The 18,928-nt window shown below is 70.8% G+C and carries 14 protein-coding genes and 1 pseudogene; 8 read left to right on the top strand and 7 right to left on the bottom strand.

From position 1 onward, the window contains the following. The 4 genes from AB0O67_RS22410 to AB0O67_RS22395 form a co-directional block, all read right to left on the bottom strand. Positions 1-469: ATP-binding cassette domain-containing protein (locus AB0O67_RS22410; RefSeq protein WP_365452640.1), on the bottom strand; the 469-nt coding region annotated here is incomplete at its 3' end. A 65-nt stretch (positions 470-534) separates the two neighbouring features. Beyond that, the gene (locus tag AB0O67_RS22405; protein WP_365452638.1) at positions 535-1,377 is read right to left on the bottom strand and encodes a DUF4097 family beta strand repeat-containing protein; all 843 of its coding nucleotides are present in this window, start codon (positions 1,375-1,377) and stop codon (positions 535-537) included. Positions 1,378-1,543: 166 nt separating this feature from the next. Then, on the bottom strand, positions 1,544-2,062 hold the full coding sequence (locus AB0O67_RS22400) for a toxin-antitoxin system HicB family antitoxin (protein WP_365452636.1): 519 nt from the start codon (positions 2,060-2,062) through the stop codon (positions 1,544-1,546). A gap of 327 nt (positions 2,063-2,389) precedes the next feature. After that, a complete protein-coding gene (locus AB0O67_RS22395) occupies positions 2,390-2,515 on the bottom strand; it encodes a hypothetical protein (RefSeq protein ID WP_365452634.1) in 126 nt (41 codons plus the stop codon). 477 nt (positions 2,516-2,992) lie between these two features. Between AB0O67_RS22395 and AB0O67_RS22390 the strand changes: the two genes are divergently transcribed. The 4 genes from AB0O67_RS22390 to AB0O67_RS22375 are packed head-to-tail and all read left to right on the top strand — an operon-like array spanning position 2,993 to position 6,742. Next, positions 2,993-4,057, top strand: coding sequence for a patatin-like phospholipase family protein (locus AB0O67_RS22390; RefSeq protein ID WP_365452632.1), 1,065 nt, complete (start codon positions 2,993-2,995; stop codon positions 4,055-4,057). Beyond that, positions 4,054-5,292 carry a macrolide family glycosyltransferase gene (locus AB0O67_RS22385; protein ID WP_365452630.1) on the top strand — a complete coding sequence of 413 codons (1,239 nt, stop codon included), beginning with the start codon at positions 4,054-4,056 and terminating at the stop codon, positions 5,290-5,292. The genes AB0O67_RS22390 and AB0O67_RS22385 overlap by 4 nt, the downstream gene beginning before the upstream one ends. Beyond that, a complete protein-coding gene (locus AB0O67_RS22380) occupies positions 5,292-5,780 on the top strand; it encodes a hypothetical protein (protein WP_365452628.1) in 489 nt (162 codons plus the stop codon). Before AB0O67_RS22385 ends, AB0O67_RS22380 begins: the two co-directional genes overlap by 1 nt. Continuing rightward, the gene (locus AB0O67_RS22375; protein ID WP_365452626.1) at positions 5,777-6,742 is read left to right on the top strand and encodes a hypothetical protein; all 966 of its coding nucleotides are present in this window, start codon (positions 5,777-5,779) and stop codon (positions 6,740-6,742) included. The genes AB0O67_RS22380 and AB0O67_RS22375 overlap by 4 nt, the downstream gene beginning before the upstream one ends. A 460-nt stretch (positions 6,743-7,202) precedes the next feature. Here AB0O67_RS22375 and AB0O67_RS22370 read toward each other — a convergent pair whose 3' ends face one another. Together AB0O67_RS22370 and AB0O67_RS22365 are read right to left on the bottom strand one after the other, a co-directional pair. Next, entirely contained in the window at positions 7,203-9,374 is a 2,172-nt protein-coding gene (locus tag AB0O67_RS22370) for an NAD-binding lipoprotein (RefSeq protein ID WP_365452624.1), read from the bottom strand. Positions 9,375-9,520: 146 nt separating this feature from the next. Then, positions 9,521-10,321, bottom strand: a complete 801-nt coding sequence (locus tag AB0O67_RS22365) for a DUF427 domain-containing protein (RefSeq protein WP_365452622.1) — start codon at positions 10,319-10,321, stop codon at positions 9,521-9,523. A 337-nt stretch (positions 10,322-10,658) separates the two neighbouring features. Here AB0O67_RS22365 and AB0O67_RS22360 point away from each other — a divergent pair, with 337 nt between their 5' ends. The 4 genes and pseudogenes from AB0O67_RS22360 to AB0O67_RS22345 form a co-directional block, all read left to right on the top strand. Next, positions 10,659-11,258 (top strand): YceI family protein, encoded by a 600-nt coding sequence (locus tag AB0O67_RS22360; RefSeq protein ID WP_365452620.1) that lies wholly within the window; start codon positions 10,659-10,661, stop codon positions 11,256-11,258. Between the two features lie 874 nt (positions 11,259-12,132). Continuing rightward, entirely contained in the window at positions 12,133-16,221 is a 4,089-nt protein-coding gene (locus AB0O67_RS22355) for a discoidin domain-containing protein (protein WP_365452618.1), read from the top strand. A 152-nt stretch (positions 16,222-16,373) separates the two neighbouring features. Beyond that, entirely contained in the window at positions 16,374-17,063 is a 690-nt protein-coding gene (locus tag AB0O67_RS22350; RefSeq protein ID WP_365452616.1) for an acetate uptake transporter, read from the top strand. Positions 17,064-17,355: 292 nt separating this feature from the next. Next, positions 17,356-17,753 (top strand): annotated as a pseudogene (locus AB0O67_RS22345) (PTS transporter subunit IIC); the annotation flags it as partial. A gap of 185 nt (positions 17,754-17,938) precedes the next feature. On the opposite strand, the gene AB0O67_RS22340 reads toward AB0O67_RS22345, so the two are convergent. Then, positions 17,939-18,808 (bottom strand): hypothetical protein, encoded by an 870-nt coding sequence (locus AB0O67_RS22340; RefSeq protein WP_365452614.1) that lies wholly within the window; start codon positions 18,806-18,808, stop codon positions 17,939-17,941. Positions 18,809-18,928: the final 120 nt, after the last annotated feature.

Raw genomic sequence — 18,928 nt, 5'->3', positions numbered from 1 at the left:
TCATGCCGCCGGAGTAGGTGGAGGCCGGCTTCCTCGCGGCCTCGGTGAGGTCGAACCGCTCCAGCAACTCGGCGGCCACGCGCCGCCCTTCGCGCCTGGAGAGGTGGTGCAGGTCCGCCATCAGGAGCATGTTCTCCTCGCCGGTGATCAGCCCGTCGACGGCGGAGAACTGCCCGGTGACGCCTATCGCCGCCCGCACGGCCTGCGGTTCGGCGCCGAGGTCGTGGCCCGCGACCTGTGCCTGTCCGCCGTCGGCGGTGACGAGGGTGGAGAGGATCTTCACGGCGGTGGTCTTGCCGGCGCCGTTCGGGCCGAGCAGCGCGAACACGGAACCGGCCGGGATGCGCAGGTCGATGCCGTCGAGGACGGTCTTGTCGCCGTACGACTTGCGCAGACCGACTGCGGAGACAGCGACCGGGGACGGGTGACCGTCCCCTCGCCTGGACGTGGGCATGACAGAAGAAGGCATGAAGCCCTCCCATTCGAAGGGGTGGTGAGCGTGAGATGGCCTGGGCTGTGAGGAGGCGGGGCGGGTCAGGCCTTGGCGCGGCGGACGTCGATGTTGCCGTGCCGGGTGCGCGCGCGGACCTCGACGGTGTCCTCGCTCTCCTGCGGCGTCTGCGACGCGGTGAGCGTGTTACGCACCTGGCCTGACCCCGAGTTGACGTCGAGCCAGGCGGCCGTACCCTCGCGGATGCCGACCTCGATGGAGCCGTAGGAGGTCTCCAACTGGACGGTTCCACGGGTCACTTCACCCACACGCAGGGTGCCGTGGGCGGTTTTCGCGGTGACCGAGTCCTCGGCGCGCGCGATGTCGATGTCACCGTTCGCGCCGCTGACCCGGAGTTCGCCGGTCGCGGCGCCGACGGTCGTGGTGCCGTGTGAGTTCTTCAGTACGGCCGGCCCGTCGACGTGCCCGACACGCAGGCTGCCGGAGCTGGTGACGATCTCGGCCATGCCCTCTACGCGGTCCACCGTGATCGAACCGTGCGACGCGGTCAGCTTCAGCGGGCCGGTCGCATCAAGGCGGACGTCACCGGAGGAGGTCTTCACACGGACCTCGCCGAGCCGGCCCTCGCCGAGCACCTGCGCCCAGGCGCCGGTCATGTCGACACGTGAGCCCGTGGGCAGTTCGACCGTCACGTCGACGGTGCCGGTGCGGCCGAACAGGTTGGACTTGGGCGTCCTGACGGTCAGTGCACCACTCGCGTACGTGACCTCGGTCTGGCCGGCCGCCCGCACGTCCAGGTCCTTCTTCGGGTCGCGGGGCTGCACGTCGACGACGGTGTCATGACGGTCGCCTGCGATGAACTGGATGGAACCGGCTTCCACGTGCGCCGTGGCCGCGACCGGTTCGGGAGTGTCGAAAGTAGGCATGGCTGTCCCGTCCTCATGAGTCCTTGGGCCGTCCCCGCTGGTGGGACGTGGTGTGGGTGAAGTGGTGAGGTGAAGTGGTGAGGTGAAGTGGTGAGATGAGGTGCCCGGGTCGAAGTGCGGGCGGTGCAGTGGTGCCGGCGGTGAAGTGGTGCGGGCGGGTGCGGGGTCAGCGCACCCAGCCCGTGAAGCTCTGCCCGACGGTCTGGGCCTTCTGCGGCGCGGAGGGCCGAGTGCCACCCTCGACCGCGGCCGACACGGCTCGCACGAGCCACGCGTTGACCGACAGGCCCTCGCGGGCCGCGGCCTCCTCGGCACGCGCCTTGAGGTGGCCCGGCAGACGCAGATTGATGCGTGCGGTGCCGCCCTCGTCGCCGTCTGCCGGGGGCGACGCCTTGAACGCCTCCACCGGCACGGCCGGCTCCGCGGGCGCGCCGCTGTCGCCGGGAGGCGGCGTCACCACGAAATCAGGATCCAGCCCGCGCAGCCGCACATCGACCGATCCGGGGGCCAGCTCGCGGGTGATCTCGTCCATCGCGGCGGAAAGCACATGCAGCATGACCAGACGCGTCGCCGACTCCAGAGGAGCGGTCAGCCTCTCGGCCAGTTCGCGGGCGTCCTCCCCACCGGCCTCGGCGGCCACCGCAAGCTCACGGCGAAGGGTGTCGACATACGGGGTCAAGTCCATGACGCCATGATGGCACCACTGTGGCGTCACATGCAAGCCTGAACGGCGCCTGCTATGGATGGACCTCCCAAGCAGCCCTCTCCACCAGCAGGAACGCGAGAAATGCGACCAGTGCCACTGTGGCGCCAAACGCGCTCACACACCCGGAGACGCACGAAATGACAGCCGATGGCACCACGTGGCACCTCGATGGCACCGGAAGGCGCCGAGCTCAACCGCAGGGCGCCAGGTAGCACCCCTCGGTGCCACCTGATGCCATGCGGTCTCACGAGGCGCGGCCGCCCCCGCCACCGTGCCGGGGCCATCCGCACCGAAGAGTGCCCTGGGTCAGAGCAGTTGGACGGCTTGGCGTTCGAGTGCCGTACTGGCCTCGACGATGCCGCTGAGCTCGTCGAACAGGTCCCTGCGCTGTCCGGCGTCGGGTGCCCCGTACTCCCCGGCGAAGGAAGCCACACCTACGACGACACGAAGATCACCTTTGCCCCCGCAGCGCCGGGTAGCGTGAGCACTCGGTCCAGGGGTCGGGCGCGCAGGAGACGCCCCGAGCAGGCCATCCCGCCGCCGGTCAGGCGCCAAGCACGTGCTCGGTGACGCTGCTGAGTCCTTCCGACGAGCGCCCGGGGCGGCCGGCGGGCCGCCGGCAGCGCCGTGACGAGCGGCCAGGACGAGCGCGGTCACCGAATCGGGGAATACCCTTTTGTAGGGATACGGGTCGCAGGGATACGGGGTGGAGAAATTCGCGTCCGGCGATCAGGGCTCCGCCCGATTCTCGGCTGGTGCACGAATCCAATAGGTGCGTGAAGTGACATGAGGCTTCCGCGTGACCAGAGACCGGCACCATGGGTACACCACACTCTCGGTGCCGGTGACACGGAGAGCGGCGACCAAGGGACGCCTCCTGATTCGACACTCCCCACCGACACGGACTCGGTGCCGGTGGGCCTGAGCGGCCTGCCCCGGCCCGTGGCGGCGGTGGTGGGCGCCGGTGGCGTCCTCGGGGCGGCGCATGTGGGTGTCGGGTACGCGCTGGAGCGGCGCGGTTTCGCCCCGGACATGATCGTGGGCACCTCGGTGGGTGCCCTCAACGGCGCCATCGCGGCGGCGCACCCCGACGAGGCCGCTCCGTGGCTCGACAACGTGTGGTCGCAGTTGCGTCGCCGCGACGTGTACCCCTTCGGCTACGCGTCGTCACGGGTGAGCCTCTTCAACGACCGGGGCCTGCGTCGGCTGATCGCCGGGTCCGGGCTGCCCTCCCGGATCGAGGAGCTGGCCGTCCCGTTCACCGCGGTGGCCATGGACCTCGCCACCGGCGCTCCGGCGTTGCTCGACCACGGGGACCTCCAGTCCGCGCTGCTGGCCAGCGCGGCGATCCCCGGGATGCTGCCCCCGGTGGACCGCGAGGGCCGCACCCTCGTCGACGGCGGCGTGGTCGCGTACGTCCCGGTAATGGCGGCCCTGCAGGCCGGTGCGGCCAGCGTCGTGGTGCTGTCCACCGGGCCGGAGAGCTCGCCCTTGAGCCCGGACATCCCGCGGCGGCGTGCGAGCGCCATCGCGGCCAGGGCCGGCCTGCTGCTGTTGCACCATCAGATCCAGCGCGACCTGCACGAGGTGTCCCGGCACATCCCGACCGTGCTGCTGCCGACCGGCATCGAGACGTGGCCGTCCCCTTGGGACTTCGGCCATACCCAGCGGCTGATCAGCACCGCGGCGCGGACGGCGGGGCACTTCCTGGACACTCTCCGCATCGACGGCCCGGGCCTGTACCGGGTCGACGCCCCCGTCACAGCATCGGCCGGCCCGGGCGCGGCGGCATTCATCGACCCGGGGGCGGCGGGAGCGCCCCGCCCAGACGCGGCGTCGCACCCCCCGGGCACGACCTCGATCCACCCGGCGGCGGCACCCACCAGCCCGGGCGGTGCACGGACCGGTCCAGGCGGGCCTCCAGCCGGCCCCAGCGAGCCGCCGCCCCCCTTCGTCCGGGGAGGCGGTCAGTGAGCACCCTCGCCTTCCTCAACATCGGCATGCACGGCCACATCAACCCGACGTTGCCGATCGTCGCCGAACTCGTCCGGCGCGGCCACCGCGTCACGTACCACACCTGGCCCGCGTTCCAAGGGGAGATGGAGGCCGCCGGCGCGGCGGTGTACCTCTGCCCCGGGGGCGACCAGGCGATGCCCGACCCCCCGATGCCGGTCACGCTGATGGAGGCGCTCGCCCGGACGACCGTCCAGGTGCTCCCCACCGTTCTGACCGACCTGCGCGGCATCCGGCCCGACCTGATCGTCCACGACAACGCCTGTCCGTGGGGAGCGATCGCCGCCCGCGAGCTCGGAGTGCCGGCCGCGTCGTCGTTCACGACGTTCGCGTACAACCGGAGTGTGCCCAGCCCCACCAGCGCCTCGTGGGCGCTGCTGGCCTCCGCAGCGGCACACACCCGCAACGTGCGGGGCTACCTTCGGGCACGTCTGGAGCTACGCCGCCGCTACGACACCAGGACACTGCCCCCGCTGGACCTGGGAAACCTCCGTCAGGCCCTCAACCTGGTCTACACCTCGCGAGCGTTCCAGCCCGGCACCGAGGACATCGACGCCTCCTACCACTTCGTCGGCCCCAGCATCGGCGCCCGGCCGGCCGACCCGTCCTTCCCCCTCCAGCACCTGCGCGACCCGGTGCTGTACGCCTCGCTCGGCACGTTGTTCGACGCCGGTCCCAGGATGCTGCGCGCTTTCGCCACCGCGCTCGCCCCGCTGGGCGGCACCGTGATCATCTCCACCGGGCACACCGATCCCGCCGCGCTCGGCCCGTTGCCCGCCCATGTGACCGCCCGCCGCTCCGTGCCGCAGCTCCAGGTGCTGGACCGCGCGGCCCTGTTCGTCACACACGGCGGCATGAACAGCGTCAACGAGGCCCTGTACGCCGGGGTACCAATGCTGGTGGTTCCCCAAGGCGCCGACCAACCGCTGGTGGCCCGTCGCGTGGCCGAGCTCGGCGCCGGTCTGCCGATGCGCAACCACGACGTCACCGAGGACTCCGTACGCGCCCTCGCCCGGCGTCTGCTCGACGAACCCCGGTTCCGGGCGGCCGCGGCCACCTTGCGGACGGCCCAGCACGACGCGGGCGGCTACCGGCGCGCCGCCGACGAACTCGAGCGCCATCTGCGGGTGTCCGCTCCGGTCGGCCGCCGGGTCCGGCTGCGGCTGCCCTTGATCCGTCACAGCGAGGCCGAGTGATGTCACCCGTCGTCGTCATCCTGCTGCTGCTCGCCGGAGTCTCGGAGGCCGCCGGGCGCCTCGTGCCCCTGGCGGTACGCCGCCCTGGCGTGTCGCGGACCCATTTGATCAGCCTGCTGCTGACGGGTGGCGTCGTCGAGGCGGTCGTGTTCGCGCTGTGGCCGCTGACCGCGTGGACCCTGGCCGACCTCGTGCTGCCCGCTCCGGCGCCGGTCGACGGCCTGTTGTGGACCCCCGGCCTGGTTGCGCCGCTCCTCTTCGCTGCCGTACTCGCGTTCCCCCTGCTCGGACCGCTGTTCCACCTACTGCTCCTCGTAGGGGTCGGGGTGACGCTGACGGGACCCTTCGCCGCGGCGACCGGCCTCGACTGGTGGAGAGCCGCCGAGTGCCTGGCCGTCGCCGGAGTCGGACTCGGACTCGCCGTGGAAGCCGTCCGGCGGCTGGTCGCACGGCTCAGCGCGCCCCGAACGCCGGAGGCGGTCGCATGAACGAACTGCTGCTCTGGGCCGGCGGTGGAATCGGTGTCGCCCTGATCGCCGAGGCGCTGCTCGCCCGTTACGAGGTGCTGGTGTACGGCGCCGGCTGGCGGACGCCGACCGCCGAACTCCCGGACGGCACCCCCTACGCGCGGGGCGCGTCCCCCGACGCCCCTCCGGCCGCGTACCTGGTCTACCTGGACGGCATCGGCAAACGCCGCATCCGCGACAGCCGGGACGGCGGCGAACTGGTCAGGGCCCTGCTCACCAGGGCGCCGGAACTGCGGGTCCTGGGACAGGTGCAGCCCTACTCGCCGCTGGCGCACCCGCTCGCCGACCGGCCGGTGTGGGCGTGGCTGCGCCGCCACGCCGGCCTGCTGTTGTTCCTGCACAACGTGATGCAGATCTTCGTCGCCGCGGACCGCCGGTACCGGCCCCTGTACAACCGCGCCGTCGGCGGTCAGATCGCCACACAGCTCCGGCTCGCCGGCTACCGGCCGCGCAGCGGCGTCCCCGTGGTGCTGCTCAGCTACAGCGGCGGCGCCCAGGTCGCCACCGGTGCCGTCGACGAACTGCACACCACGTTGCGCGCCCCGCTCCTGCTGCTCACGATCGGCGGATTCCACAACGGCGCCAACGACATCACCCGCGCCGAGCACCTGTATCGGCTCACCAGCGCCAACGACCGGATCGAGCGGGCCGGCACCTGGATCTTCCCGCAACGCTGGCCGTTGTGCCGTTACAGCAGCTGGAACCGGGCCCTGCGCGCCGGGAAGGTCACCGTCCACCGTCTCGACCCGGCCACCCACGTCGGACCGCGCAGTTACATCAGCTCGAAGGCCCGACTGTCCGATCGCCGCAGCCACTTGGAGCGCACCACGGACACCGTGATCAGTGTCATCCGCGCCCGCGAGGGGACGAGCACGCCCCCGGCGGCGGCCGGAGGCCTGGCGTCGGGAGACGGGGTGGCCTGAGGGCTGGTGCTCGCCGAGAACGGTGACCGGTGCGAGCGGTCCCGGTGGATCCGCCCCGTCGGTCAGCGCATGTGGGTACCGCCGTTGAGGTCGAAGGCGGCACCCGTGACCCGCCCTCCTCGCTCACCAGGTACTCCACGAGGGCGGCGACCTCCGTGGTCTGCCCGTCCGACCGACGGGGACAGCCAGGGCCGCCCCCGGCTCCGCCGCGTTGACCGTCACGCCGTGCGCCGCCAGCTCCGCCCGTGCCGCGCATCCCCGCCACGTGCCACACGTCGTCGTAAGCCAGGGCGGACGTGGGGACCAGCGCCATGCCGCGCTCCTGGCCGCCGGCCGAGGACGACGGCGCCCGAGCGGGCGGTCGCCTGGCCGGCGGGTCAGCCGGTCGTCGGGGTCGTCGGGGAAGGCCAGGTGTGCAGTGCCGCGCCGGTGCGCCGGAGGCACGGCCACGCGGAGCCCGTCAGGTCTGCGGGGCGGCGGTCGGTGATCCGCCCCCTTCACGGTCGTGGTCCGCGCCCCGGCGATCCCTGGGATCACGCGAGTGTGGCTCACGTGGGTCGGAGTCCTGTGCGGCCCGCCCCTTCGTTCCGGGCTTTCCGGGCCCGGCGGCTTCCCCTCGCATGCCGGGCAGTCCGGGTCCGCCGCCCTCCGTGACGCCGGTCGTGACGGAGCCGGACGTCAGCACCAGGATCTCGTCCCGGGCGTCCCACACCCGCCGTTGCGACTTGCCGGGACAAAGACGCAGACCGTGCGACGGCGAGCCGGGTTGTGCGACGGCTCGGTATCCGAGGGCGCACTCCCCGCGCTCCAGGGCTGCCGCGACGACCGTCGCGAAGGGCGTCTCCACGCCGGCCCTGACGTAGTGCGGCGCCGGGCGAAGAGCCAGTGCGCCTCCTCTGGCGGCAAAGATCTCGTCGAACACCGTCGCCAGCTCAGGGCTGTGGGAGATCTGCGCCATCAGCAGTGCGGTCAGTTCGCCGCGGACCACGGCGTCGGACGCCGGGCCGAGCGGGGCCAGCGCCCGGCTGCGGGGGTCGCGCAGCTCCGCCACGACGGGCAGGGCACGGCCCGCTTCCTCCTCCCATGCCCGCAGCATCAGGAGCGTCAGCAGGGTCCGGTCGTCGGGCCGCTCCGTACCGGTGCCCTCGTCGGGGCCGAGGACGACGACACTGTTGTAGCCGAACACGTCCAGGACGCGCAGGAACTCGGGGCGTGCCAGGTCGCCCGTGTGACGGTTCACCGTCAGCCGTTCGGAGGCGGGGCCGCTCCGGGGCTGCTCCGCGTCCTCAAGGTGTTCCGCCGGGCCTGCGGTCGGTCCGCGGTCCGGGTCGGTGACGACGTCCACGACGGATCCCGGCGGTGAGGTTCGGCGCAGGATGTCGATGAGCAGGGGTGCTCGGCGGTTCCAGCCGAGCAGCAGCATCCGCGTCGGGGCCGGCGGCCGGGACGCGGGGACCATCACGAGCGACGTGTCGACGTGCTCGCGGCAGTCGAGCGGCGGGTCCGCCCGCTCGTCGCACGCCACGACCACGAGTCGGTCTCCCGCCTCGAGGAGGGTGCCCGGTGCGGGAGTGAGGGCGGACCGGCCGCCCGCCCGCAGGAATCCGACGACGCAGCACGCCTCGAAGCGCAGTGCGATGTCGGCGTACGAGCATCCCGTCAGTTCCGGGACGTCCACGACGTGGAACTCCGCACCGGCGAAGTCGAGGAGGTCACGCAGCGCCGCGGACAGCCCGGGGCGCCGCGCCGACTGCACCAGCAGCCGCGCGGTGGTCAGGTCCGTCTCCAGCACCGTGCCGCGTGGCCCGGCCGCCAGCCGCGCGGCCGGCAGGAACCGGTCGTCGCGCACCGCCGCGACCACCGGCGGCCCCGTCTGCGCTCCGAGCAGCGCCCGCAGAGCCATCAGGACACGGACGACCTCCAGGTCGGCGCCGGCGTCCTCGGACGGCAGCACCAGCACCGAACGGGCCGCGGCAGGTGTCACGAGCGCCAGCGCCTGGGGGTCCGCCGGTGAGCCGGTACGGCAGACCAGCCGGGCCTTGCCGACGACGCCGAGGACGGCCGTGAGGGCCGCTTCCATCTCGGCGGTGTCATGCTCGGCCAGCACGGCGACAACGCCGCGCCGGCGGCCCGCCGCGGCCGCGACCGTCTCGGCGATGACCGTGAACACCTGGTCGGACCAGCCGAGTACCACCGCGTGATCCTGTTCCAGCACCGTGGAGCGGCCGCGGCGCAACTCCGCGAGTCGGTCGCCGAGCCCGGTGGTGATGACGCCGATCAGCGTGGACACGCACAGCAGCGCGATGAGCCCGAGCAGCCCCGCCAGCAGCATCCGCAGCGGCGCGCCCGTGACACCGCCCAGACGCAGGGTCTCCGCGCTGGTGCGCCACACGGCGGTGAGCCGTCCGGCCAGGGTCCGCGGTGCCGCGGGGTCGGTCCACACCATCAGCGCGCTCACCGGCAGGACGACGGCGAGGCAGCACGCGGCCAGCCAGCCCAGCAGCGCGCCCGTGCTGCGTGCCAGAGTCCTGTCGAAGAGATAGCGCGCCCTGTCCCGCAACGAAGTAGGTCGCTGCCGCCCCACCACATCCGCCCCCTGCTGTCGCCCTCGTACCGGTTCCGGGGTCGCCACGACCCCGCTCCCGTTCCCGAACGAAGCGTGCGGGCGACGCGACCGCGACACGCCGTGCCACCGGCACATTCACCCTTTCGGTCAAGCCGGTGGCACGAAGAGGCGGCTGGGTGCCTTTCCAGGGGCGTGCAGGTGATGTCGCACGGTCAACGCGCAGGACCGCTCGCTCCTGCCTGCGGTCGCTCGGTGGAGCGTGGCAGCAGCGTGCCGTCCACGTACAGGTCGACGTGCTCGTTGTAGAACGCGATCAGGCCCGCGATCCGTTGGGCGTGAGCCGTCGGGAAGTCGTAGGCCCAGGCGATGTCCTCGTGGGTGGCGACCTCGCTGTCGAACGACCAGTAACCGCTCGTCGTCCCCTTGTACGGGCAACTGGTCACCGTTTCCGACGGACGCAGCCGGGTCAGGTCGACGTGCAAACGGTCAACGTAGTAACGGGTCGGCAGGCCGGTCTCGAACAGCTTCACGCAGTACGGCGCGTCCACCAGTACGACCCCGTCCACCTCCACACGGACACTGCTGGAGGAACGCAGCGCGTCCACCCGGGAGTAGGGGCTCCTGGGGTGCACGAAGACCGGCTCGTCCTCCTCGAACCAGGCGTCGAGCGCCTCCCACTCGAAACGGACCGTACCGCGCAGTGGCTCCGGAGCGCCGTCGTCCCAGACCCACGCAGCACCCTCGCGGACCTGGGATCCGACGTGCAGGGAGTGCCGCCGGGCGGGCCAGGCGCCGCGCTCCTCGGCATGGTCGTCGTCGATGAGCACGCCCCCGACCAGATCCTCGGCCGGGATGCTGAACTGGGGATACGCGGGCCACTCCCATACGTACAGCGCACGCCGGGTGTCGAAGACGACGCGGCCGTCGATCTCCCCCCGGATACGTCTCGCCACGGGCTCGACGTGCCCGACAGGGACGATCAGACCCGGATGCAGCACGCTCTCCTCGTTCATGGCCAATCACCTCAGTCCACTTGCTCCACGCGCTTCACCGCCCGCTTCTCCGCGCACGTGAGGCCTACCCTGACCGGACCTTGATCTGTCACATCTCAGTGATGACCGGACACGTGGTGGATCTGTGACATGGGCAGCTCATGCGGGTGACCGACCTGGCCGAAGGTCACAGCTCGACATTCCGTCCGGCCGCGTGTCACAAGTTCGGCCGCTGCCTGGTCTCTCTTGGTGAAGACGACGTTGCAGGATGCTCCAAGCACGTCTCCGCGAGAGATCCCCCTCGTGAAGGGCGAAAAGGGGGAATGCGAGAGTTACATACCGAAAGAAGCAGCTCGACATGCTCAAAGACCGCAGCCGGAACAGGCTCTCCCTCGCGAGCCCGTTCCACGCGCCGAAAGGTGTCTACATCATCGACCCGGTACACAGTGTGATCGGGTTCTCCGTTCGGCATGCCGTCTTCTTCGACGTCCGCGGGAGGTTCAATTCCTTCGAAGGGATCCTCAAGCTCGGCGGGACGCACCCTTCCCGCAGCGCGGCGTACATGAGCATCCAGACCGAAAGCCTCGACACACGTGATCGCGAGAGGAACGCGCACCTCAAGGGCCCCGCATTCTTCGACTCTTCCACGTACCCCTTGATGACGTTCCAGTCGATCGGAATCACCGGTGCAGGTGACGAAGCCATCCGCCTCGACGGAAACCTCAGGATAAGAGACGTCGAACTACCTGTCCCCGTCGACCTGGAGTTCGGCGGAGGAGCTCAAGACGGGCGTGGGAAGTACCGGGTCGGTTTCCGAGGCAAAGCCACCCTGAGCCAGTCCGACTGGGGGCTCACCTGGAATGCGCCGACCGGACCAGGACTCGCACTCGTCGACGACAGGATGTCGCTGATCATCGACATCTCCGCAGTTCGAATGGATCCGACGGTCCCGGCCTGACCAGCCAGGACTCACCTCAAGACCAGGCCGCGCCGTCCGACGGGCGACGGGACGACCGGCCTGCTCGCGCCGCACCGTGGGGACGGAGGTCGGCGCGCGCCCCGGCCGGGCGGGGTACCTCTGGAGCGGAGAGGTCCCCCGCCCGGCCGAACAGGGCACCGGCCCAATCCAGGCCGATACGGCGGCAATCCCTGAAGCGACCGGTAAATCCACCGCCAACACCACTCGATCGGACGCCGCGTTGTCGAGGGCGATCTGATCGCGCGACGGTGCGTGAGCCGACGAGAGAACCGATCCTTCGGCGAACGCGATCTCATGGCTGACGCCAACCCCCTGCGGCAGCACCTTCAGAAACCACCTCGTCGTGTTTCCTTTTGCTCGGCCTGAGGCCCAGCTCGGTGAAGAGTCGTCATGCGATCCGTCCGTCGCCCAATCCCGGGCCCCGGCCGGAGCCGCCCGGCGAATTCGTGAGGGACATCCACGCAGGGCCATGGGTCGAGTTCGCAACCATAGAGGTCGTCGAGCGGTACCACCCGAACGTATTCCATCGGCAGCCACCCGCCATCCTGGGTCGCTTCCAGTTGTCGCCCGTCGCGCTCTCGGCGCCGATGGCCCGCCGTGGCGCCAGGCGTGCGCCGCACCGCCCGCCGGGTGCTACGCGGTGTGACGCGACCAGCCCGCCTCCCGGCGAAGCCGCTGCACGACAGCCACGTCAGCCACCCCACCCCCACAGCAATCTCAGCCAGGCTCTTGACACAGAGGCGTAACCCACCAGAACCTTTGGCAACGTTGTCATGCCGTTTCGGGGCAGGGGGCGCGGGGGCATGTCCGGTCGCGCTGCCGGCGGTTCTTTTTTCGATGGGACTTCAAGTTCATGACAGATCAGTCGGGTACGTCGCGCCATCCTTCGCGGCGGTCCATCGTCACCACGGGCTCCGCTCTGCTGGCCTGGCTGGGCCCTGGAGCCGCGTTCACCACCACGCCCGCCGCGGCAGCTCCCGTCGCCGCACCGGGCGCGCCGGCTTCACCGGCCGAACTCGCCCTTTACCGGCCCGTTTCCGTCTCCTCGACGGCCTACGCCCCCACGCCCGGCTCCTTCGTGGTGGACCGCCTGGGCACCCGAGGCGTCCGAGGCAGCGGCTGGCGCGCCGAGGACGGCGACCCGCAGTGGATCGCCGTCGACCTCCAGGCCGTGTGCGAGGTCGACCGTATTCGCCTCATCTTCGAGGCGGACGCCTCCGACCCGGTGTTCACTCCCCCCACCAGCGGAAACCCGCACAGCGGCACCACGGGCAAGGAGATCCAGTCCGCCTACGCGCTGCACTTCGTGCTGGAGACCTCGCTGGACCGTGAGTCGTGGACAAGCGTGTACCGCACCACCGCCGGCACCGGGGGCGAGGTCGACGTCCAGCTTCCCCGCCGGGTGTCGGCGCGCTGGATCCGCATGACCTCGCTCAAGCGCTCCAGTCCCCTGCCGCTGGGGCTCAACGGCTTCGAGGTGTACGGCATCGCCCAGGGACGGCGCCCCTCGGCGACGGGCTGGACCGAGTGGGGCACCCAGCACGGGAAGGCACCCCGGCTGACCGTGTCCGACGACGGCACGGTCCCGGTGGAGTCGGGCTGGCGGCTCACCCTTGACGACTGGGCCGGCCAGGACGGCGCCGGGCTGTCCAAGCCGTCCGTCGACACGAGCCGGTGGCTGCCCGCCACGGTGCCGGGCACGGTCCTGGGCTCACTGGTGGAGCAGGGCAAGCTGCCCGATCCCGTGACGGGGCTCAACAACCTGCACATCCCCGAAGCCCTGTCGCGTCATTCCTGGTGGTACAAGCGGGACTTCGAGCTGCCGAAGGGGCTGCGCACCGGATCCGGCCGACGGATCTGGCTGGAGTTCGACGGCGTCAACCACCAGGCGGACGTGTGGCTCAACGGCAGCCGTGTCGGGGACCTGACGTACCCCTTCGCCCGTGCCTCCTACGACGTGACCGGACTGATCACCGGACACGGCGCCAACGCGCTCGCGGTGAAGATCTCGCCGATGCCCGTGCCGGGCAGCCCGGGCGACAAGGGCCCGCTGGGTGAGGCCTGGGTGGACGCGGGTGCCCCGCAGATGAACCTCAACTCCCCCACCTATCTGGCGTCCTCCGGCTGGGACTGGATGCCGGCCGTCCGGGACCGCGCGGCGGGCATATGGAACCATGTCCGGCTGAGGTCCACGGGGCAGGTCGTGATCGGTGACGCCCGTGTCGACACCCTGCTGCCCGATCTGCCGGACGTGTCGGTCGCCGAGCTGACGGTGGTCGTCCCCGTGCGCAACGCCGACTCCACCGACCACAGGGCGACGGTCACCGCGGTCTTCGGCGGCGTCCGGGTGTCGCGGGTCGTCACCGTGCCCGCCGGCCGGAGCCTCGACGTCGTCTTCGCCCCTGACGCCTTCCGGCAACTGCGGCTGCACAAGCCCAAGCTGTGGTGGCCCAACGGCCTGGGCGAGCCCGAACTGCACGACCTGACGCTCACCGTGGCGGTCGACGGCGAGGAGAGCGACCGGCGCACCACCCGCTTCGGCATCCGCCAGTTCGGCTACGAGTACCACGTGCCGCTGCCGTTCTCGGCGTCCGAGAACTCCTACACGCAGTCCCTGACCTTCGAGCGGCAGCAGGCGCGGCACGTCCGCATCAAGTGCCTGACCCGGGCCACCTCCTGGGGCAGCTCCCTGTGGGGTCTGTCGGTGTTCGACACCACCCTGCCCACCACCGACCTCGCCCTGCATGCTCCGGCCGACGCCTCCAGCGCCGACGAGGACGGTCACGGCCCGGCCAACGTCACCGACGGCGACCCCGGCACCCGGTGGTCCTCGGCCTACGAGGACGACCAGTGGATCAGCGTCGACCTGGGCTCCGTGCAGTCCTTCGACCGGGTCGACCTCGCGTGGGAGCGCGCCTACGCCAAGTCGTTCGTGGTGCAGGTGTCCGCGGACGGCTCCGAGTGGACCGACGTGATGTCGGTCGACAACGGCGCGGTGCCGCTGCCGTTCAACAACGGCAACGCCAGCCTCCAGGTCGAGGACTTCGACCGGCACAGCGCCCGCTACGTCCGCATCAGTTGCGGACTGCGCAACACCAGCTGGGGCAACTCGCTGTGGTCCCTGGCGGTCGTCGACCGCTCCGACCCCGGCACCGACCTCGCCCTGCACAAGACGGCGACGGCTTCCACGCAGGAGGCCGACCACCCGGCCGCGCACGCCACGGACGGCGACGCGGGCACCCGGTGGTCGTCGCAGTACGAGGACAACCAGTGGATCCAGGTGGACCTGGGCGCCGTGCACCATGTCGACCGGGTGGCGATCGTCTGGGAGCCGGCCTACCCGAAGACGTACGTGATCCAGGTGTCCGAAGACGGCGACACCTGGACGGACGTCAAGTCGGTCTCGAACACCCCCGACCCGCTGAAGATCAGCGTCAACGGCGTGCGCGTGCTGGCCCGCGGCGGCAACTGGGGCTGGGACGAGCTGCTGCGCAGAATGCCCCCTGAGCGCATGGACGCGGCGGTGCGGATGCACCGCGACATGAACTTCACCATGATCCGCAACTGGGTCGGCACCAGCAACCGGGAGGACTTCTTCGCGGCCTGCGACCGGCACGGCATCCTGGTGTGGAACGACTTCCCCAACGCCTGGGGCATGGATCCGCCGGACCGTGAGGCGTTCAACTCCCTCGCCCGCGACACCGTACTGCGCTACCGGATCCATCCGTGCGTGGCCGTATGGTGCGGAGCGAACGAGGGCAACCCCCCGGCCGAGATCGACAAGGGGATGCGCGAAGCCGTCGAGGACCAGGTCCCCGGTCTGCTCTACCAGAACAACTCGGCCGGCGGGATCGTCACCGGCGGCGGCCCCTACGGCTGGGTGGAGCCGGAGAAGTACTTCGACCCGATGACGTACGGGAGCAAGGACTTCGGTTTCCACACCGAGATCGGGATGCCGGTCGTCTCCACGGCGGCCAGCATGCGCAACATGGTGGGCGATGAGCCGGAGTGGCCCATTCGCGGAGCGTGGTACTACCACGACTGGAGCGAACGCGGGAACCAGGCGCCCCGGAACTACCAGTCGGCCGTGGAGAGCCGCCTGGGCGAGGTCGAGAACCTCGACGACTTCGCGCGCAAGGCCCAGTTCGTCAACTACGAGAACACGCGAGCCATGTTCGAGGCATGGAACGCGAACCTCTGGGACAACGCGACCGGCCTGATGCTGTGGATGTCCCACCCGGCCTGGCACAGCACCGTCTGGCAGACGTACGACTACGACTTCGACGTCAACGGCACCTACTACGGCGCGCGTTCGGCCTGCGAGCCGCTTCACGTCCAGGCCGATCCGCTGGACTGGCAGGTCATCGCCGTCAATCACACGGCGGCGGATCTGAAGGGTGCCACCGTCACCGCGCGCCTGTACGACCTGTCCGGCCGGGAGCTCGGCAGGAGCCGCACGGCTCGAGTGGACGTGGCACGCGCCACCACGACCGGGGCTTTCCACGCCGGCTGGACCGATGACCTGCCCGACCTGCACCTCATGCGGCTGACGCTGCGGGACGCGCGCGGCAGGGAAGTGTCCCGCAACACCTATTGGCGCTACCGCGAACCGGCGGCGATGCGTGCTCTGAACGAGGCGCGGCAGGTGAAGCTGTCCGGAGCGATCACGCGGGTTTCCCGCTCGGGGAGCCGGCATGAACTGACGGCGACCGTACGCAACCAGGGTCCGGCCGTGGCAGCCATGGTGCGGCTGTCCCTGCTGGCCGACGAGGCGGACGGGCGCCGGGTGCTGCCGACGCTGTACAGCGACAACTATCTGTGGCTGCTGCCCGGCGAGTCGAGGACCGTCCAGCTGTCCTGGCCGTCCCGGGCACTCGAATCGCGGCATCCGGCGCTGCGGGTGGAGGCCTACAACAGCCGGGCCATCACGCTGCACGCGTGACACCCCGCCCCGGTTCCGGCAGATCATGCCGGAACCGGGGCTCTCCGGTTGCCGGTCCCGGCCCGCGAACGCATGCTCTTGTTGAGAGCGGTGTCTTCTGCGCTGCCCGGAGTTGCCTGACAGGCCGGACACCTTCACGGCGGGAGACTGTCATGCCTGCGCCTACTCGTCCTGTGTCGAGGCCGGATGCCGCCCCGTTGGGACTGGCCGGATTCGGGACCACCACGTTCATGCTGAGCTTCTTCTACGTCGGTGTCGACCCCTCACTGACTCCGGCGATATTTCCTGTCGCGCTCTTTTTCGGTGGCCTGATCCAGCTCATTGCGGGCCTTGTCGAGTTCAGACAGGGCAGCACGTTCGGCGCCACGGCATTCAGCTCCTACGGCGCCTTCTGGGTCGCCTTCGCGATATATGGGATGGCCGTCCTCCCCGACCTGCCCCCCGACCAAATACATATAGCCAACGGGTTGTTCAACCTACCGTGGGCAGTTCTCACGTTCTACTTGACGATTGCGACGCTCCGCATCACGGGCGTCCTGCTGGCGGCGTTCACGAGTGCGACAACTACCTTCACTCTGTTCACTGCCGCAAACTTCGCGCAGTCCGAGGAGCTCTTTCAGGTGGCCGGCAGTTTCGGCTTCATCACCGCCGCGATTGCCTGGTACGCGTCGTTCGCAGGCCTGATCAACGGCACGTGGGGTCGACACCTCATCCCCACCTTTCCCGACCCGGGCAAGCGATTGGCCCACCTGGGGCACCACAAGAGCCGGCCCGGTTCCGTCACCTCGTCCGCGGGCGAACGGGAATTGCGGACCGAAGACGCCTCACCACCACAAGCCTGACCCGGTGACCGACGAGCACCACTTCCGCACACGGGAAGCGCGGCACGGCCACGTTGTCGCCCCCGAGGCCGTACGCCTCGACGTCGACGTCAGTGACTGGCGGTCCGCGATCCGCGCCCCGGGCCTGGTGTTCGCCCGCGCCCTTCCCTCACCGGCGGTGCTGAAGACGGGTCTGGCCTGGATCCGTCCGGTCCGGCCGGTGCCGTTCGGTCATGAGAGCAACGACTTTCACGAGCACCGGCGACGTCCACGCGGTCCTGCGGGACACCTACAGCGTCCGACCGCGAAAGGCCCCGGCGCCAAGCCCGCACTGGACGCTCCCATCGTCTTCCCGTACGCCCAGAACGCCGTACACATCGGCTGCATCTTCAGCTTCGCCGGGGGACTCGCCGGGCTGGCCGCTCTCATCCGGCTGTTCGACCCGACCTTCGGCCTGGCTCTGGTGCTCCCCGGGCTCGTGCCCCACTTCTTCACCGGCGGGCGGCGCCGCCCGCCGGTGTGTACTGCAACGCCGTCGGCGGCCCCGCCCTGCCGCTCAAGGTGCTCGGACCGTACGGCGACGCCGACACCACGTCCGGTGACGCCGACTTCGGCTGGTTCGGCGCCCTCCTCGGGTGCACCGCCGAGCTGGGTGGCGCGGCGGGCCTGACCGGCATGCTCGTGCTGGGCCTCGTTCTCCTGGGCGCGGCCTGGGGTCGTGCTCGGCGCCAAGTCCATGTACACCGTCCAGTACAACCACCGCACCGCGCTGGTCTACGCCGCCGACGTGGACACCGCTCGCTCCGTCACTCCCTGAACGCCACGGCGTACCACCTGCCTGCCGATTTCCCCGGCGCGGGGAACATCGGCGCGCGGGACGTGGTGCGCTGCCGGGTTCAGGTGCGGTGGTGGAGGGCGAGTGTCCAGGTGTCCACCGTGTGGAGGCTCGGCTCGTCCGCGTGCGGTACGGAGACGACCGCGGCGACCTGGTCACCGTCCCACCGCAGCTTCCGGCTCGTCGGCCCGCCCAGGTCCGCCGCGGCTCCGGTGAGTTCGGCGAGGACCGTGCTGTCGAGCCCGCGCCCTACCGCACGGACCGCTGTGCCGTCGAGGACCAGGATCGTACCGTCGCGCAGAACCAGTGGCTCGGGCGGCTGCGGATCGGTCAGGTGCGGGCCGTGCTCCACGACACCGCCGGGCAGCAGCCGGACGACCCGACCCTTGGTCGGCAGCTGACGGTCGGCCTCGACCACGCGCAGACCGGTGCCGACGACGTAGTGGCCGTAGGACCGCCAGGCGTCGGTCTCGCTGCCGTCCCGGTCGTACTCCCAGGTGTCGAAGACGTCATAGCCCTCCAGTCCGAGCACGAAGCGGCCGTCTCCCCGCGCCGCGGCACTCCGCCCGCGCAGCTCGGCGACGAGCCGCCCGTCCGCGAGGTCGAGGAGCAGCGCCGGGCCGAGGTGGCCCCAAGGCGTGTATTCCAGGGAGTCTGTGGTGACGAGCACGCGGTCGCCGGACAGATGGGCGGCGTTGGGCCGTCCGCCGCACCGGTGCGTCCAGCGGGTGCGCCCGGTGGAGTCGACGCGGCTGACCGACCCGACGGCACCGACGATCCGTAGGTCGTCCCGGCGCGCCAGCGGGTCCTTCGGGTACCAGGTCGGCATGAGGGGCGACTGCCCGACCGTGCGCCGGTGGTCCACCACGTCGGCGCTCCATGCGGCGGCGGTCCCGCCCCCCGTTCCCCCGCTCGTCTCGCGCCTTGGCATGCGCGCGATCGTAATGCCACACGACTCGGCCGCACGAGCCGCCCGCCCCGTGGATACCGCCTGCCGCTCGTCCCGGACCCCGAGGGAAGGGCGAGGCGAGGTCGCTCAGCGCGGGTCACC

This window comes from Streptomyces sp. NPDC086077 (assembly GCF_040686175.1).
Taxonomy (GTDB): domain Bacteria; phylum Actinomycetota; class Actinomycetes; order Streptomycetales; family Streptomycetaceae; genus Streptomyces.
The sequence above is the reverse complement of the archived record's forward strand: the minus strand, read 5'-3'. Positions and strand labels throughout refer to the sequence as shown.

Bases quoted from the DNA above. Each gene is read 5' to 3' on its own strand.
- AB0O67_RS22350 (WP_365452616.1), top strand. From the start codon at position 16,374: ATGCCTGCGCCTACTCGTCCTGTGTCGAGGCCGGATGCCGCCCCGTTG.
- AB0O67_RS22365 (WP_365452622.1), bottom strand. From the start codon at position 10,321: ATGAACGAGGAGAGCGTGCTGCATCCGGGTCTGATCGTCCCTGTCGGG.
- AB0O67_RS22380 (WP_365452628.1), top strand. From the start codon at position 5,292: ATGTCACCCGTCGTCGTCATCCTGCTGCTGCTCGCCGGAGTCTCGGAG.
- AB0O67_RS22340 (WP_365452614.1), bottom strand. From the start codon at position 18,808: ATGCCAAGGCGCGAGACGAGCGGGGGAACGGGGGGCGGGACCGCCGCC.
- AB0O67_RS22400 (WP_365452636.1), bottom strand. From the start codon at position 2,062: ATGGACTTGACCCCGTATGTCGACACCCTTCGCCGTGAGCTTGCGGTG.
- AB0O67_RS22375 (WP_365452626.1), top strand. From the start codon at position 5,777: ATGAACGAACTGCTGCTCTGGGCCGGCGGTGGAATCGGTGTCGCCCTG.
- AB0O67_RS22355 (WP_365452618.1), top strand. From the start codon at position 12,133: ATGACAGATCAGTCGGGTACGTCGCGCCATCCTTCGCGGCGGTCCATC.
- AB0O67_RS22360 (WP_365452620.1), top strand. From the start codon at position 10,659: ATGCTCAAAGACCGCAGCCGGAACAGGCTCTCCCTCGCGAGCCCGTTC.
- AB0O67_RS22405 (WP_365452638.1), bottom strand. From the start codon at position 1,377: ATGCCTACTTTCGACACTCCCGAACCGGTCGCGGCCACGGCGCACGTG.